This is a genomic window from Bdellovibrio bacteriovorus str. Tiberius (assembly GCF_000317895.1).
Taxonomy (GTDB): domain Bacteria; phylum Bdellovibrionota; class Bdellovibrionia; order Bdellovibrionales; family Bdellovibrionaceae; genus Bdellovibrio; species Bdellovibrio bacteriovorus_F.
The window spans coordinates 852251-867155 of record NC_019567.1 but is presented as its reverse complement, the minus strand read 5'-3'; the positions used below and the strand labels follow the sequence as shown (position 1 = coordinate 867155).

Annotated in this window: 11 protein-coding genes; 1 reads left to right on the top strand and 10 read right to left on the bottom strand. The window is 50.8% G+C overall.

Translation table 11 applies throughout. From position 1 onward, the window contains the following. Positions 1 to 10: 10 nt before the first annotated feature. The 5 genes from BDT_RS04230 to BDT_RS04210 all read right to left on the bottom strand — a co-directional run bounded on the left by BDT_RS04230 (position 11) and on the right by BDT_RS04210 (position 9717). On the bottom strand, positions 11 to 3121 hold the full coding sequence (locus tag BDT_RS04230) for an efflux RND transporter permease subunit (protein WP_041577016.1): 3111 nt from the start codon (positions 3119 to 3121) through the stop codon (positions 11 to 13). A 1-nt stretch (position 3122) separates the two neighbouring features. Continuing rightward, complete coding sequence (locus BDT_RS04225; protein WP_015090025.1) at positions 3123 to 4400, bottom strand: TolC family protein; 1278 nt, start codon at positions 4398 to 4400, stop codon at positions 3123 to 3125. A 121-nt stretch (positions 4401 to 4521) separates the two neighbouring features. Continuing rightward, complete coding sequence (locus BDT_RS04220; RefSeq protein WP_235046261.1) at positions 4522 to 5967, bottom strand: L,D-transpeptidase; 1446 nt, start codon at positions 5965 to 5967, stop codon at positions 4522 to 4524. 177 nt (positions 5968 to 6144) lie between these two features. Then, complete coding sequence (locus BDT_RS04215; RefSeq protein ID WP_041578245.1) at positions 6145 to 6474, bottom strand: DUF1904 domain-containing protein; 330 nt, start codon at positions 6472 to 6474, stop codon at positions 6145 to 6147. Between the two features lie 21 nt (positions 6475 to 6495). Continuing rightward, a complete protein-coding gene (locus tag BDT_RS04210) occupies positions 6496 to 9717 on the bottom strand; it encodes a tail fiber domain-containing protein (RefSeq protein ID WP_015090022.1) in 3222 nt (1073 codons plus the stop codon). A 245-nt stretch (positions 9718 to 9962) separates the two neighbouring features. On the opposite strand from BDT_RS04210, the gene BDT_RS04205 reads away from it, so the two are divergent. Continuing rightward, on the top strand, positions 9963 to 11069 hold the full coding sequence (locus BDT_RS04205) for an OmpA family protein (protein ID WP_015090021.1): 1107 nt from the start codon (positions 9963 to 9965) through the stop codon (positions 11067 to 11069). A gap of 54 nt (positions 11070 to 11123) precedes the next feature. Here BDT_RS04205 and BDT_RS04200 read toward each other — a convergent pair whose 3' ends face one another. From BDT_RS04200 to BDT_RS04180, 5 genes are all read right to left on the bottom strand, one after another. After that, complete coding sequence (locus BDT_RS04200) at positions 11124 to 11432, bottom strand: hypothetical protein (protein WP_015090020.1); 309 nt, start codon at positions 11430 to 11432, stop codon at positions 11124 to 11126. After that, entirely contained in the window at positions 11429 to 11917 is a 489-nt protein-coding gene (locus BDT_RS04195) for an RNA polymerase sigma factor (RefSeq protein ID WP_015090019.1), read from the bottom strand. The genes BDT_RS04200 and BDT_RS04195 overlap by 4 nt, the downstream gene beginning before the upstream one ends. Positions 11918 to 11925: 8 nt before the next feature. Beyond that, positions 11926 to 12360 carry a Spy/CpxP family protein refolding chaperone gene (locus BDT_RS04190; RefSeq protein ID WP_015090018.1) on the bottom strand — a complete coding sequence of 145 codons (435 nt, stop codon included), beginning with the start codon at positions 12358 to 12360 and terminating at the stop codon, positions 11926 to 11928. A 77-nt stretch (positions 12361 to 12437) separates the two neighbouring features. Then, on the bottom strand, positions 12438 to 13058 hold the full coding sequence (locus BDT_RS04185) for a pyroglutamyl-peptidase I (RefSeq protein ID WP_015090017.1): 621 nt from the start codon (positions 13056 to 13058) through the stop codon (positions 12438 to 12440). 37 nt (positions 13059 to 13095) lie between these two features. Continuing rightward, positions 13096 to 14832, bottom strand: a complete 1737-nt coding sequence (locus BDT_RS04180) for a hypothetical protein (RefSeq protein ID WP_015090016.1) — start codon at positions 14830 to 14832, stop codon at positions 13096 to 13098. Positions 14833 to 14905 lie beyond the last annotated feature (73 nt).

Sequence of the window (14905 nt, the reverse complement as noted above, 5' to 3'; positions counted from 1 at the left end):
CTTTTGCCAGCTATTCTGCGTTTTCAACGGCGACTTCCCGCCGATCAAACCTTGCAAACAGACTGTATACGCAAGGAACCACGTACAAAGTCAGGAAGGTCGAAACAAACACCCCACCAATAACCGCGATGGCCATCGGCTGACGGGCTTCCGCCCCCGGGCCCAGACTCATGGCTGCTGGCACAGCCCCGGCAATGGTCGCAAAAGATGTCATCAGAATCGGACGAAGACGTGTCGGACACGCTTCCAATAGCGCCTGGTGCACGTGAATCTTTTCCGAATCCCGACGTTGATTGGTGAAATCCACCAGCAAGATCGAGTTCTTTTTCACGATACCCATCAACAAAATCAAACCGATCATACTGAAAATATTCAAAGACTGCCCGCCAATCAAAAGCGCCAGGAAGGCCCCCGAGAAACTGAACGGCAAAGCCATGAACACCGTCACGGGATCAATGAAGCTGTTAAACTGGGAAGCCAGGATCATGTACGCCACGATAAATCCCAGAACCAGGGCAAAGATCAGACTGATGAAGCTCTGCTGGAATTCTTCTGCAGATCCGCTCAGCAAAACTTTGTATTCTGCCGGCAAAGTTTTACGAGCGACTTCCTGGGCCTTGTCCACCGACTGTTGCTGACTTAGTCCTGGGCCGATATTTCCATAGATGATGATCGAACGCTGACGATTCTTGCGTGAGATACTGGAAGCAACCGATGCTTCTTTGATGTCCACCACAGACGCGATCGGCACCAGCTCACCACGGTTGTTGCGCACTTTCAGATCCTTGATACGCTCTTGCGGATTGCGTCCGTTTTCAAGCATTTTCACGCGAATGTCATAACGGTGGCCGCCCTTTTCATAGCTTCCGACGACCACGCCCCCCATCATCGCGTTCAAAACTTCACCGATGGCAATCACACTGACACCACGATCCGCCGCCTTTTGACGATTGGGGATGATCTGCACTTCCGGAGCCCCCGCCTGATAGTCCGAGCTGACGTCGGTCATAATCTTGCTGGTTTTAAGTTCTTCCACAATCTGTTCAGAGAATTTACCCAGCTCGTTCCAATCAGGTCCTTGAATACTGAACTCCACCGGGAAGCCTTTGCCGCCCCCGCCACCAAAACCCTGAGTCGAAGGATCCTGTACCTGAGGCTTTGAGTCCGGGATGGTTTTATTCAGATAATCACGCACAACTTCGATGAATTCCTGCTGACTCAGCTCCTTGTTCTTTTCCGCAGACTTGCCGCGCTGACCTTTGGGTTTCATGTCCACAAAGATAATGGCATTGTTCGCCTCACCACCGGTGAAACCACCCGCCGCCACAAACGTCGAACTGACCTCAGACCTTTTAAGCAGGAAGTCCTCGATGATCTTCACCTTCTCGTCGGTGAAAGAAATTGCGGACTTGGGCGGATTGCTGATTTGAATCATCAGAGAGCTCTGATCCTGTGCCGGCTGGAATTCGCCTTTTAAGAAGGCCACCGAGCCAAAACTCAGGATAAAGAAGACCAAGGAAGCTAAGATCACCTTCCAGCGGTGATTCAAAGAAATCTCAAGAGTCCGGGTGTAGGCATTCTTAAGACGTTCAAACATACTTTCAAATCCGCGGCCGATACGAGTCGTGCGCTCTCCGGAGTCCACAAACTGGGAAGCGCGCATTGGCGTCAGGGTCAGGGCTTCCAAAAGGGAAATCATGACCGCCGCACTCATCGTCACACCGAACTGGAACAAGAAGCGTCCGATCAGACCTTCCATGAACGCAATCGGCAGGAAAATGGCCACCAGGGACACGGATGCCGCCATCGCTGCAAAGGTGATCTCGCGCGCACCGACCAGGGCGGCTTCGCGTTTGCTTTTGCCCATTTCCAGGTGCCGGATGATATTTTCCAGAACCATGATGGCATCATCGACGACGATACCAATCGCCAGACTTAACCCCATCAAGGTAAAGATATTCAGCGTGAAACCTGCAAAATAAAGAATAATAAAGCTTCCCAGCACCGAAGTTGGGATGGCCAGCAATACGTTGAAAGTCGATGACCACGATCCAAGGAACAGCCAGCACACCAACGAGGTCAGAATGGCTGCCAGAATCAGCGTCAATACCAGTTCGTGTACGGATTCTTCCACGAACTTGGTGCCGTCATAGTTTACAACGATCTGCATGCCTTCAGGCAGGGTCTTTTGAATTTCGGCAATACGATCTTTCACGGCGTGGGCCACGGTCACGGCATTGGATCCACGTTGCTTGACGACGCCCAAGCCCACCGCGGCTTTTCCATTGGCACGGGCAAATTGCACAACATCGACCATGCCTTCTTTGAACTCCACCACTTTTTCAAGCGGGATAGGCATGTAGTTCGGCCCCCCGCCGCGGCTGTTCACCAGGATCTTGTTGAACTGATCAATGGTTTTAGCTTCACCCAGGGTGCGCAGACTGTATTCCGTCTTGTCATATTCCGCACGACCGGCCGGAGGTTCGGCATGTTCGGTGCGCAAAGTGTTGGTCACATCAATCACGGACAGCGCATAACGGTTCAGGTCTTCATTGCGAACCCAGACACGCATGTTGGGTTCCAGATAACCGGGCATCCACAAGTTCCCCACGCCTGGTACCGTCGTTAAACGGTCCCGGACATAGTCCTTCACAAAGACCATCATTTCTTCCAGCGGCATCTTATTGCTGGAAAGGGACAGCCACATGATCGGGAAGTCCTCAGGATTGATCTTCATCACCGTCGGTGAATCCATATTCTGCGGCAAAGCATCCTGAATCTGGGACATCTTGGCCTGCACGTCCTGGAAGGCCACATCGATGTTACGTTCAAGATCAAATTCGACTGTGATGTCGGAAGTACTGTTCCGAGCCACCGACGAGATATTCTTCACACCCTGAATACTGATCAGGGCGTCTTCGATGGGGTCAATAACGTCGGCTTCCATGACTTCAGGCGCTGCGCCCTCGTAACGGACTGAAATGGAAATGACCGGGAAATCCACATCGGGAAGTTCACTGACCCCCATGCGCATAAAACTGATCGCACCGAAGACGATCAGACCAAACATCAACATCCAGGCAAAGACGGGTCTGCGAATTGATAAATCAGACAATGTCATCTTAGTCTTCCTTCACTTTCGGAGCTTCGATTTCTGCAGAAGCCACTTTCAGTTTCACCAGCTCCATCTGAGCCGCAAAGCGCGCCTGATCCAGGGCACGGGCTGCAATTCTGAAGTCTGTGAGCGCCACCTGCACGTCAATATTGCGTGCCAGTCCCCGGCGATAGTCTCTCTGCAAAACCTTATAGTTTCGTTCCGACAAATCCCCGGCCTTTTCCAAAGCCTCGACCTGCTTCAGGCGGGTTTGGAAGTTTTCGTAATAGGCGCGAATCTCCTGATCCGCCTGTCTGCGCAAACGAGACAGCAACAAATCCGCTTCAATGCGTTTGGACGCCGCTTCGCGCACGCGAGACTGGGTGGTGCCCCCTTCAAACAACGGCACCGTCAGCTTCAACTGCACGTCCCAGTTCAGATCTTCACTGTATCCGTCGGGTCTTTTAAGATAGTAATTTCCGGTCAGGTCCAATGAAGGCCAGTGCGCCCCTTTGGCGATGCTGACTTCCTCTTCCATGGCCTGGTGCTGACTGCGCGCCGCTTTGACGTCATAGCGGTTTTCAATTTTGTCCAGATAAGTCTGCAAAGATGCGACCTTCACCGACTTGGCCAGTTCCGGGTCAGTCAAAGGCTCGGCCGTTGGCAGGCCGGTCAAGAAAGCGAAAGCCTCGCGGGCCATTTTCAAATTACCGGTGATGATTTCATGTTCGGCATTCAAAGCGGCCTGACTGCTTTGCGCGGTCAGCGCATCTGAAGAACTGGATTCCCCACGACGCATGCGTGACGAAAGTTCTTTCACCCGCTCGTCATAAATTTTCAGCTGAACCGCGATATTATCCAGATCCTGTTCCAGAGTCAGGATGTTCAGATACGAACTTGTGACATCCTGATAAAGCTGAATCAGCGCCTGATTGCGGATTTCTTCCTGGGACTGCACCAGGTCTTTTTGCTGACGAACCGCTGCGAATTCTCGCAAACCCCGGAATAAAACCTGATTCGCCGTCAAAGCCACCGTGGTCTGCCGCTCAGGGAAGAACTGACGAGCCACCGGGTCTGACGGTGCCGGCTGCATGAAGTAAGTGGCGTTTGCAGAAATCTGCGGGAACATGCCCCCGCGCACCTGCTTCACTCGTTCACGAATTTGTTGAACTTGTTCATTCTGGATTCCGACTGTTTCGTTCTTCTGCAAAGCGGACTGATAAGCCTCTTGCAAAGTCGCGGAATAAGCACCAGAGGAAAGAACTGCGGAAAGACACACAATAGAAAGAGATGTTTTTCTTAGCATCCCATTATTCTTACTGAGGCATTCCAATTTTCAAGACAGATTATTTCAAAGGCGCATTGGGCCAAATAAAAAAGGCCGAAGTTTCCTTCGGCCTTTTCCATTCAACCATGCCTGGTGAAATTTATTTGATAACAGCTGGTGGGTAGTAGTTGCCCGCGCCCGCTTGCAGGTAATCCGGAACAGAGTTCGTGAAGTCCGCCATACCACCTACACGAACCGCACCACCTGTTGCGTTGTAGTTCGGGTGGGAGTAGCTGACGAAACGACCCTCATCAACCAGGAAGTAACCACGGAAGTTTGTGCCTTGGCCCTTCTTCAACTTTTTGTCGATGTCGTAACGATCACCAGACAAACCGGAAGCCGCAGATTTGCTATAGTTCAATGGCATCACTGTCGGATAACGGTTCACCTGATAAATACCACGTTCAATCAGATTCACACCCGCAACCGCACTGATGCCCTGAGCTCTGATCGTAGCAGCATCTGCAGTCAAACCACCGGACTGAGCGGCACCGTTCGTCAACAGCATCCATTCCCAAGGAAGAGGGCGCTGAGAATCACGGTATCTGGAGAATGGAGCCGCCTCACGGGACGCTTCACGAGCATACACACGATAGATGTCAGTGCCTGGACCCAAAAGGTGTCTCATGTATGCCACCGCCTGATTTTCCAAGCGGGTGCAACCATGGGAACCCGGGTTGCTGAAGAAGTTGATCATCTTCATACGAGTGATTTCAATTGGCTTGGAACCATCTTTACCCCAGCCCATAGTGCCGTGGATCCACTGATAGTTCACGCCACCGTTTTCACCTGCAGGAGTCAACTTGGCTGCATACCAACCGAACGCGCCATAATTGGAAGTCTTGCCCTGTTCGTTTTTACGAAGCCACTTTCTTGCACCCATGTACAGGCTCATGCTGTCTGTAACCGGATCTGGAATGTCCTTGATGCTCTGACCCGGAGTGTACCAGCGAGGATAGAAGGCTTTGCCATCCTGATAGAACTTCACCCATTCAGAAATACGGGCATGACCCACCCATGTTTTATAGGCATTGTCATCCTGACCATCACCCTCTTCCGGGCGGCCCACAACCATGTCTGTTTCCATTACCATTTTATGGGCGCAATTCGGAGTCGCCGTGCAACGCTCATAGATACGGGTTTTCTCTGTCGCGATGTTCTGAACCACGAAATAACGTGACGTCGGCAATGTCAGCTCACGCTCGCTCAGATAATCTTTGGATACAAAGAAATCAGAAGAGATATAAGGAGATACCGTGGAAGATTTGATGATCTTGATCTGCACAAGCGGTGTCGCCTCATTCAAGACGTCATACACTTCGACCAGGTCATTTTTAGACAGCTTACCAACAACGTTATTGGCTGTGGTGGAGTTGCTGGAGCGCACGTTCAGCGTGTCAGCTGAAATATAGTAACGCTTGCCTACGATCAACTGGCTCTTGCTAACAACCTGGGCGGAAGCATCCGCAACCTGGGCAGAAACAGGGGAACCAGCCAAAACACTCATAAGAACCGCTGCTGCGACTCCGACTAAAGAAGCTTTCATATAATCTCCATTCATTGCACCCAGCCTTAAAGCAAGAAGCGTGAATGGGGTTTGGCACCCTCAATTCAAATAGAACCGGGTCTGAGATGAGGGCCTATGAAGAAAATACCTGACGAAGCTCAATGAGGGCCCTGTAATGCAGGCCCTGAAGGTGTCTAAAACTTTGACAGGGGATCTTTAAAAATGGATCCCATTTTCATAGTAGGACTCTTGAAGAAGCACCTGGAAGACAACGACAACATCATCGTATCGCCCGATCTTCTTAACCTGACGAGTGATGATAGAAGCACAGTCATCCTGCACTTCCTGAGAACGCGCAAACCAAAGAACTTCCACAAATGGATACGAAGCCGTTTCCTGCCCGGCAGAGAAAAACTGCGTCTGCACCAGCTCAAATGTGAAGTTATCAACAGAGGTTTTCATAGCCGGCGCCAGTTCTTTGGCAAGACTGTCACTGAGTTCCTGAACATGTTCTTTTCTTACGGCGCGCATTCTGATGTGTGGCATGCAGTGAAGCATACCACAGCGCTATTTGATACCCAAACGGCTTTTGATGATTTCAAGATCTGCGGCATGCTGCTGCAATTGCTTTTTCAAGTCTGCATTTTCCTGGCGCAGGTCCTTGTTTTCCTGCTCCACAGAAGCAATGCGACGATCATGATCCTGCAGACGCAGCTCCAAGGTCTGCAGTTGTTTTTCTGACAACTTACAAAGGCCGTGCAATTCCTGAACGGCATTGACCGTGGCCCAGTGGATCGGATCGACGTTCAATTCAAGATATCCGTCTTCACGAGTCTTCACCGCATCCGGAATCACCTGTTGAACTTCCTGGGCAATAAATCCTGTCATTGGCACATCGGAAGGCAGCTTCAGGGCATTGCCTTTTTTATAGTTATAGCGAACTGTGTGCAGCTTCAGGATTTCATTCAGACCGTATTCATAGTCGCCATGAATGTCCTTCAAACGGCGGTCCGATGCATTTGTCCAGGCGGTTCCGGTACTCAGTCCCGCGGTGCCCACAACATGCAGCTTATAGGACGGAGACGAGACACCAATCCCGATATTTCCGTTTTTATCAATCGTCATATGGTTTGCACTGCCGGTGACATTCGCATCAGCCGCCCCCGTAGCAGAGGAGGTTGCAAAATACATGCTGCCAGTGACAGGCGAAAAACCAATTGCGGCAGCATGAGCACTGCCACCACCATAGCCGGCGTACTTCTGAGATCCCGTGTGATAACTGTTAAAGAAGTAAACCAGATCACCGCCGGTATGAAAGATATGGCCTTTATTAATTTCCAGTGGCTGCCGCGGAGTTCCTGGTCCAATACCGACATAGCCGTTCGTGTTCACCTTCAAAGCTTCTGTGCTGCCGATCCACATCCCGATCTGTTGAGTAGCGTACAGATTCAGTCCTCCGGTATCGGTACCTGCTAACACGGTCGTGCGAGGTTTCGATGCTGCGCCAGATCCCATCCCCGTATAGCCAGCCCCCTGATGAGAGATATAGCCATAACGGGCCCCTGTCGCTGCCGTACCAACCAGGATAAGTGAACGAGAGTTGGCAGACGCATCATCCGTATTCAATAAATACTGAGTGACATCCCAATCCCCTGTCCCCTGGATATGCAAATTTGCAGCTGGATTGATAGTCCCAATTCCGACGGTTCCCTGAGGGCTCAGGGTCATTCGTGTCTGGCGTGCCGTGCCTCCGAGGGGTGTTGTTCCAAAATCAATGCTGGTACCATGAGCCGTCGCCGTGAAATCCTCCGCAGCCATGATCTGAATCGCTCCCGAATTGTTTGAAAAATTTGTGCCGTCATAGGCACCCAGTCCATAAAGGCCCATCAGGCGGTCGCCGGACTGAACAGCCAATCGCGAAGCATCAGTTCCCCGGGACTTATAGAAAGCGATCTCTGCACCATTGTTAGAATTGGCAATTCGTGACGCCAGAATGGTCCCACTGCCGTTTCCATGGACGTGCAACGCCGCCGAGGGGGACGTTGTATTAACCCCGACATTCCCGTCGCGATCTATCACCAGTCGATACTGATTATTGGTCTTCAGACCCAGGCCAAAATAGTCATTGGTTCCAATGACAGCATCCTGAGCAAAAGAGTTTCCGTCCTTAACAAAAACATCCGTCAGACCATATCCTGCCGCTGTGCTCGGATTGGTCGCCGCAGTCACACGGCCATAAGTGTCCACCGTCACAGACTTGTAGGTGCCCGCACCCACACCACTTGTCGGCAGATCTGAAGAAGCTATAGTCCGGAAAGACGGAGTTCCATTGCCACCATTTGGTGCGGCAAGGAAGGTTTTTGCAGTCTGGGATCCAAAGTTTGAAGCCGACACCACGATATTTGAACACGTCATTGTGTCGGACAACGAAGACCAGGTCAGAGTCTGTGACGACGTACAGCTTGCCGCGGGGAACATGGTGTTGGTCGCAGTCACAGAGGAACGGATATCCGCCAACGACAAATATGCCGGTACATAGGACGAAGTTCCATCATAGCGAAGCACCTGACCTGCCGCTGTCGGCGCCGTAGCGCTGACAGCTTTTCCACGAAGGCCCACTACGGTGGCAGCACCGGTGTTGCTCAAAGAAATATCTCCGCTGATCGCCACACCCGTCGCAATATTGGAACCATTGCCAACAAAAACCTGGGCAGAATTCAAGGTTGTGCCCAGCTTGCTTCCGTCGCTCAACGTCTGACACAAAAATTTACCAAGCCCTGAAGACCAGTACATGGTTTGTCCAGTCGTACAGCCGGCATCCGCCACCGCAGTATTGAAAGAGCTCTGGGTCACGTACCCACTTAGGGTTGCTGCCAAACCAGTCACATCGCCAGTCGCGATTGCCGAAGACGTCCATTCAGCCCCATTGTACTTCAGAAAATTCCCACTGGTCGGAGCAGCCAAAGCCACCGGAACCCCCTGAAGTTTAGCCACCGTCGGGTTGGGATAGGTACCGCTTAAGTCTCCAGCAGCCGTGCCGGTTGGAACACGCGCATCAGACAAGCGCGAGTCATTTCCCGCAGCAACAGTGTTCGCTGTGGTTCCCACATTCAGGGTCAACGACGGTGTGGAGGTCCCGTTCACTATGGTCAAATAGGCATTCCCGGAAGTCACATCTGTGACTGTGCCGCCACTGGCCCCTGCCACTGCCGCACAGGAAAAATTTGTACCGTTGTAGCTTAAGAATGTTCCCGCACCGCAAGTAGGCAATACTGACTTCAAGACAAAGTCAGCTGCTGTGTTACTGCCCAGTTTTGCCGCGGAATAGGAGTATCCCGCGTAAGGGACGGAGCGTACTTCCGAATCCGGAGAAATCATCTTCCAGCCCGAGCCATCGTGGAACTGCACTCGCAGACGGCGGATTTCATCAAACGCCGGTGAATAAGTCGCCCCACCGTCGCAAATGAATGACGTCCCCGAATTCTGGAAGGCATTCAAAAGTTTGAACGTCGGCGCCGTAGGGTAACCTTTAGTCCCTTGGCCGATTGGCACGTCAAAGACACCACCCGAGTTTGCCAGGTTGATACCGTTGACCTGCTCACGATAGATCACACACAAGCCATCAGGGCTCGTAACTTCAAAACTGAAGCTGACGTTGTTGTATTCCAGTGGAGTGCCATCCACCTTCAAGATACGCCCCTGATAAGTCAGGGAATTGGGAGCTGCTGTTGCAACTTGAGACAACAGAAAAGAGAAGAAGAAGAAAAATGACGTTCCGTGGATCTTCATATCTTATATATCGGTATCTCTTTAACCCTTGTTTAACTGAATTAACGAAGATTCCCTCACCTCCTGTCTTCAGACCCCATATACGTGAACTTAACAATGTATGACACGTTCGTAAGCAAACGCAGGACCTTTAGTAGAATGGTTTTTATTTATCTCAACAAAGAACACCCTCTCAGACCTCCTAAAAATTGACCCATTTCCCATAAGGTCAATACTGAAGGCGTTCTACAAAAAAGGAGAAGACTATGAAAACAATCATTCTAACAGCTTTGCTAAGTGTCGGTCTGACGGCACAGGCCAACCAAGACTCAGCGACAACGAGTGCATTGGAATTCTCCAAAGAGGAGACTCAAATGGCACCCCGCGGAGTTCTTCCCTTCCTTGGATTGGGCGGTGGTTACACCGGGTATGAAACAAATGGTGCAACTGAAGGGACACCTTCAACGATCAAACTGCTGGGTTCGTGGTACCTGGAAAGCCCATGGGTCATGGATCTGGGTTATGGGGTAAATAATCAGCAATTCAGCCAGTCTTCAGGCACGGCCAATGAAACCGCCATCACCGATGGGGCATTGGAATTTGCTGCCCGCTGGGTCTCTGACAACCGCTGGCAGTTCGGGGTTGTGGGAAATCAATTATTCAACCAAGGTGTAAACTACACCGCGGATCAAGCTGATGCCCAGTTCGTGGGTTTACAGCTCTTGAAAGAGTTCAACATGAGCCCAAGCTGGCTGGCCCGTCTGGGTGTTCGTGCCCAGGCCTTGACGAACAACACTGAACAGCAAGTCGGCATGTACATGGTTGACCTGCAAATCGGTTGGAACCCTGGCGCCTACAAACCATCCGTCAGATCCACAGCCGCAGCTGAGCCTACTGTGATGGAAGAAGTCCAAGAGGACATCACCTATCAAGAGCGAGTGGAACCAGCTCGTCCAGTAGCCGCTGTTGAAGCCGGATCCGCTTTGAAAGACGTGAACATGAATATGATTGCCGGTGCTGGCAGCGCGATTCAGTTCCGTTCTTCCCAATATGCGATCTCCGGAGCTGACAACCGCAAACTTCAACAAGTCGCCAAAGTTCTGAATGAAAATCCGGACCTGGTTGAAAGAGTTGAAATTCACGGTTACGCCGACGCCACAGGCACTGAAGAGGTCAATCAAAGAATCTCTCAAGCCCGTGCGGACTCTGTGAAAAATATCCTGGAAAGAAATGGCTTCACGAATGTTGAAGCAATGGGTAAAGGAGCAACTGATTCTACAGGCATCCGAGCTCAAGACCGTCGTGCAGAGCTGGTCTTTGTCGGTGTGAAAGATGAAGAGGCTTTGAAACGCGCTCTTTCCACTATCCGCTAGAAAAAACTAAAAACCATTAGATCCTTAAACGCGAGCCCGATGGGTTCGCGTTTTTTATTCGCCATTGAACATGATAGCCATATCCTGATCAAAGTCAGAATCGACTTCTTTAGAGAACTCACTCCATTCCTGGAATAAATAGTCCTCTTCCGCCCCTGCCACCACTGCAGGCTTCTGGGTTTTCACTGTGATAACCAAAGCCAGAGTCGCCGCAATCGCAGGCACAAGAACCCACCACGCGCGTTGACGACGATGTTTACGATCTTCAATGTGACGCCAAATCAGGGAGGACTCTCCCAAAGGGGCTTCCGGCACCGGGGCCGCATTGTCTTTAAGGAAGTTTTTGAATGAATTATCACTCATAGACTCACTCCTTTCTTAGCCAGCAAATCGCTCATCTTCTGACGAGCCAAACTCAAACGGGATTTCACAGTACCTTCCGGGATCTCCAGGGCCAGAGCAATATCCTTCAGGGACTGATCCTCCAGATAAAAAAGAATCACTACCGCTCGCATATCCACATCCAGTGTGCCCAAAGCCAGATCCACCAGCTCGCGGTTGGAAAGATTCTTTTCCAGACTTTCTTCCACCTGCTCGGGACTGACTTCTTCCTTGCGCCCCGCTTTGCGCAGATGATCAACAGCACTGTTATAGGCAATCCGGTACAGCCAAGTCGACGCTTCACTTTCTGCCCGGAACTTTCCCCGGTGTTCCCAGGCTTTCATGAAGGACTCTTGAGTCAAATCACTCAAGGCAGATTCACCAACCAAACGAAACAGAAGGCCCCGCACTTTGTGTGCATGGGCCTCATAGAACTTCGCAAAGTCAGCGGCGTCAGAAAAACTCACAAAAGCGCCTACTCCTCAGATCCCTTGGACCCATGGCTGAATAATTTGGATCGCTGTTCTTCCGTCAAAACATCTCGGGCTGACAGCAACGTATCCAAGCGGGTCTTGGACAACTGCTGCTTTTTTTCCAGCATGCTTTGATATGCGGCAGTCACCGCTTCTTTGGAGGCGTTGCTACGCAGGGCCTCTTTGAAGGCTTTGCGGGCCGTTCTCATATCCTCGCGGCACTTTTGCTTTTCTGCCTTGGCGGCCTCACGAATGGCCTTGAGTTTGTCTTTTTGTTCCTCGGTCAGATTCAGCTCTTTCATTTTCTTGGGACTGAAGTGACTTTCCAAGGCGATCTCATCATTCTTATGATGTTCGCGGCCCTCTGAACGAGCCCAGGCATTTGTAGACATCATTGTCGCGACGAGGGCTCCTGCCAAAACCAGATTAAACTTCATGGTTTCCTCCTGTTTTGAATCTTTAGACGACGGCGTCTGCCACCAGGTTCAAAAATTATTATCTAGGATCCTAACGATCAGGATCTTTCTAAAATCGATCCTATAATCGTTTTAACGGCCTTTAACATGGTCTCCAGCTCCATAGAGGCTGGACGGTCCGCTTTACCCTCAACCTGCTCCGGAAGATAAGGGACATGAATAAAACAGGCGACAATCTCGGGTGAAGAGCCCAGGACCTGCAAAGTTTTAAAGTAAACATTGTTGCAGACATACCCGCCCGCACTCAGCGAAATCTCCACCGGGATCTGATGCTCTTGCAAAAGCTGCATCCACTGCTCAATAGGGGCCGTAGTGAACAGTGCCGAGGGTGCTTCCGGGGAAATATTTCCCCGCACCGGCGTGCTGCCATCTTCATCGGGTTTTTCGGTTTCGTTCCAATTCAGCCCCACGCGCTCAAGACAGATATTCTTGCGCCCACCGGCTTGTCCCAGCATCAGAACAACGTCATAAGTTTGCATTGCCATTGCCGCCGCCACAAGCCGTGGGGCTTTTGCAAAAGACACCGGCAGCAGCAGCGTGTGCACCTGATCACCAAACGTCAAATCCCTCTTGATGTTTTCAAGAAGGATTTGGCTGGGATTGATGGGTTCGCCCAGAAATGGTTCAAACCCGGTAAGCAGAATTTTTTTCTTTTTCATTACTCGAAATGGTTGCGTTTATTCAACGTGGCTACGCTTATTCAAAGTGGCTCCGCCATGTCATATAGAAATCACTGCTATATGTACCATTCAGTGGGTGACCTTTGATACGGAATTCCACTTTCGTGTTGAATTCGCGGGTCAGGGCTTGCGCTTCGGCATCGGTGCGAGGCACGCGAGCACCCAATTTGCTCAAAGATGAAATTGGCACCCAGAACTCACGAGTGCTCGTGCAAGTGCCACTGCCGGACCATGGGCCCTTGTCAGCACACTCGCTCCCCCCATTCCAATTGAATAAACGGAAGACCACTTTCGCCTGATTGGAGTTAGAATAGAAATGCCAACTCTGCCCGATATGTTCAAACTGCGAGCCCAGCTTCTTGAATCCAAAGGTCCAAGGCATCTCTTGCTTGGTGTTGTATGTGTCCACAAACTCCGGACTGTGAGTCAGAACAAACGTGCGCAAAACCGCTGCGGAAGCCTGGGCCCCATAGGAAGAAGAGAAGCCACAATGGTTGCCGTATTTCAGATTCAGCACCCCGACATTGGCGGACTTTTCATACAGATCATCATGCTCCATCACTTCCGCATTGATGCGGTTGTTCACAACAGAGTCATCTTTGGAAGCCCACACCATCAGAGGCGTTTTGACTTCCTCTTTCAAGTTCCAGAAGTTGTTACTTTTAAAGAATGCTGGTGTCGTACTGGCAATTCCACGACGCTGTAAAGATGTGGAAGCCAATGAACCAATATAATCTGCCATGTCCTTACGGTTGGAAGGAATGTGATTGTCAGTGATCAGATCCGGTACGTCGGCAACATAGTTACGAGCTTCTTTAAAATGCTCTTTGGTCATTTTCGCAAACGCACGGCCCACCACTTGCGTGCCGTACAAATGATCCAACGTCGGACGAAGACTGATTACCGGGCAAATTGCCGTCACAGAGTTATAAACCTTACGACCATTGGGCAAAAGATACTTGTCATTGAAAGCAGCCCCCATAACAGCGGCATTGCCTCCAAGACTGATACCCATCAAATGCAAGCTGGAGATACGGTCCTTGTGTTCCCACTTTTCCATCATCCATTTGCCGACTTCAATAGCTTCGTAACCTTCAGACCAACCGCCCAGGGTCACGCGCTTGTTATAATAGATGTAATCCATGCCCGTCTGATTCGCCAAAAGCAAAACGTTGAACGGAGACTGATCAAACAAATGCATAAGATAGCTTTTCATCGAAGCCGACTGCGAAGCCGAGCAGAACACCCCGCACTTCACAATCACCAGGGGACGAGGACGTGCATCCTGCTTCAAGGCCAAAACCCCCGGGACACGAGTGCCATCAGGAAGTTTAACCATGAACTCTTTCACCTGAGGGTGGGAAAAGAATGGATACTGGAATTTGGAGAACTTCAAAAGTCCCAGCAGGCCTGTCCAGGACTTCTGCGTCAGTTCGCCTGAACATTTAGCGAAGTAAGCGCGTGCCACATTGTAGTACTGGGCCGTGCTGAGCTTCTTGCCAATAATGCTGTCTTCGAAACGACGCGGATCACAGGCAGGAGTGATTTCTTTGGTGCTCAGTCCATCGGGAACCTCTTCAAAGATTCCTTTTGTCTGCGGCACATCCGCACCGGCCTCTTTCGCCAATTCCTGATAAAATTGTGTTTCCAGATCGACCTTTGGCGCATCGGCCAAAGACTGGGCCTGAGCTGACAAAGTCAAAGATGATGCAATACCAATCCCAACAAACATGCTGAAAATCTGCAGCGACATTTTACTACCTCACGTACTTCGAAAGGCTTATCGGGGGCGGTTTTTAGCGAGTTTAGAGAAAACTCAGATTGTC

What these genes read in the sequence shown, in the direction of transcription:
- BDT_RS04230 (WP_041577016.1), bottom strand. Translation starts at nt 3,121, where the DNA reads ATGACATTGTCTGATTTATCAATTCGCAGACCCGTCTTTGCCTGGATG.
- BDT_RS04200 (WP_015090020.1), bottom strand. Translation starts at nt 11,432, where the DNA reads ATGAGTGATAATTCATTCAAAAACTTCCTTAAAGACAATGCGGCCCCG.
- BDT_RS04190 (WP_015090018.1), bottom strand. Translation starts at nt 12,360, where the DNA reads ATGAAGTTTAATCTGGTTTTGGCAGGAGCCCTCGTCGCGACAATGATG.
- BDT_RS04205 (WP_015090021.1), top strand. Translation starts at nt 9,963, where the DNA reads ATGAAAACAATCATTCTAACAGCTTTGCTAAGTGTCGGTCTGACGGCA.
- BDT_RS04225 (WP_015090025.1), bottom strand. Translation starts at nt 4,400, where the DNA reads ATGCTAAGAAAAACATCTCTTTCTATTGTGTGTCTTTCCGCAGTTCTT.
- BDT_RS04215 (WP_041578245.1), bottom strand. Translation starts at nt 6,474, where the DNA reads ATGCCACACATCAGAATGCGCGCCGTAAGAAAAGAACATGTTCAGGAA.
- BDT_RS04185 (WP_015090017.1), bottom strand. Translation starts at nt 13,058, where the DNA reads ATGAAAAAGAAAAAAATTCTGCTTACCGGGTTTGAACCATTTCTGGGC.
- BDT_RS04210 (WP_015090022.1), bottom strand. Translation starts at nt 9,717, where the DNA reads ATGAAGATCCACGGAACGTCATTTTTCTTCTTCTTCTCTTTTCTGTTG.
- BDT_RS04220 (WP_235046261.1), bottom strand. Translation starts at nt 5,967, where the DNA reads ATGAAAGCTTCTTTAGTCGGAGTCGCAGCAGCGGTTCTTATGAGTGTT.
- BDT_RS04180 (WP_015090016.1), bottom strand. Translation starts at nt 14,832, where the DNA reads ATGTCGCTGCAGATTTTCAGCATGTTTGTTGGGATTGGTATTGCATCA.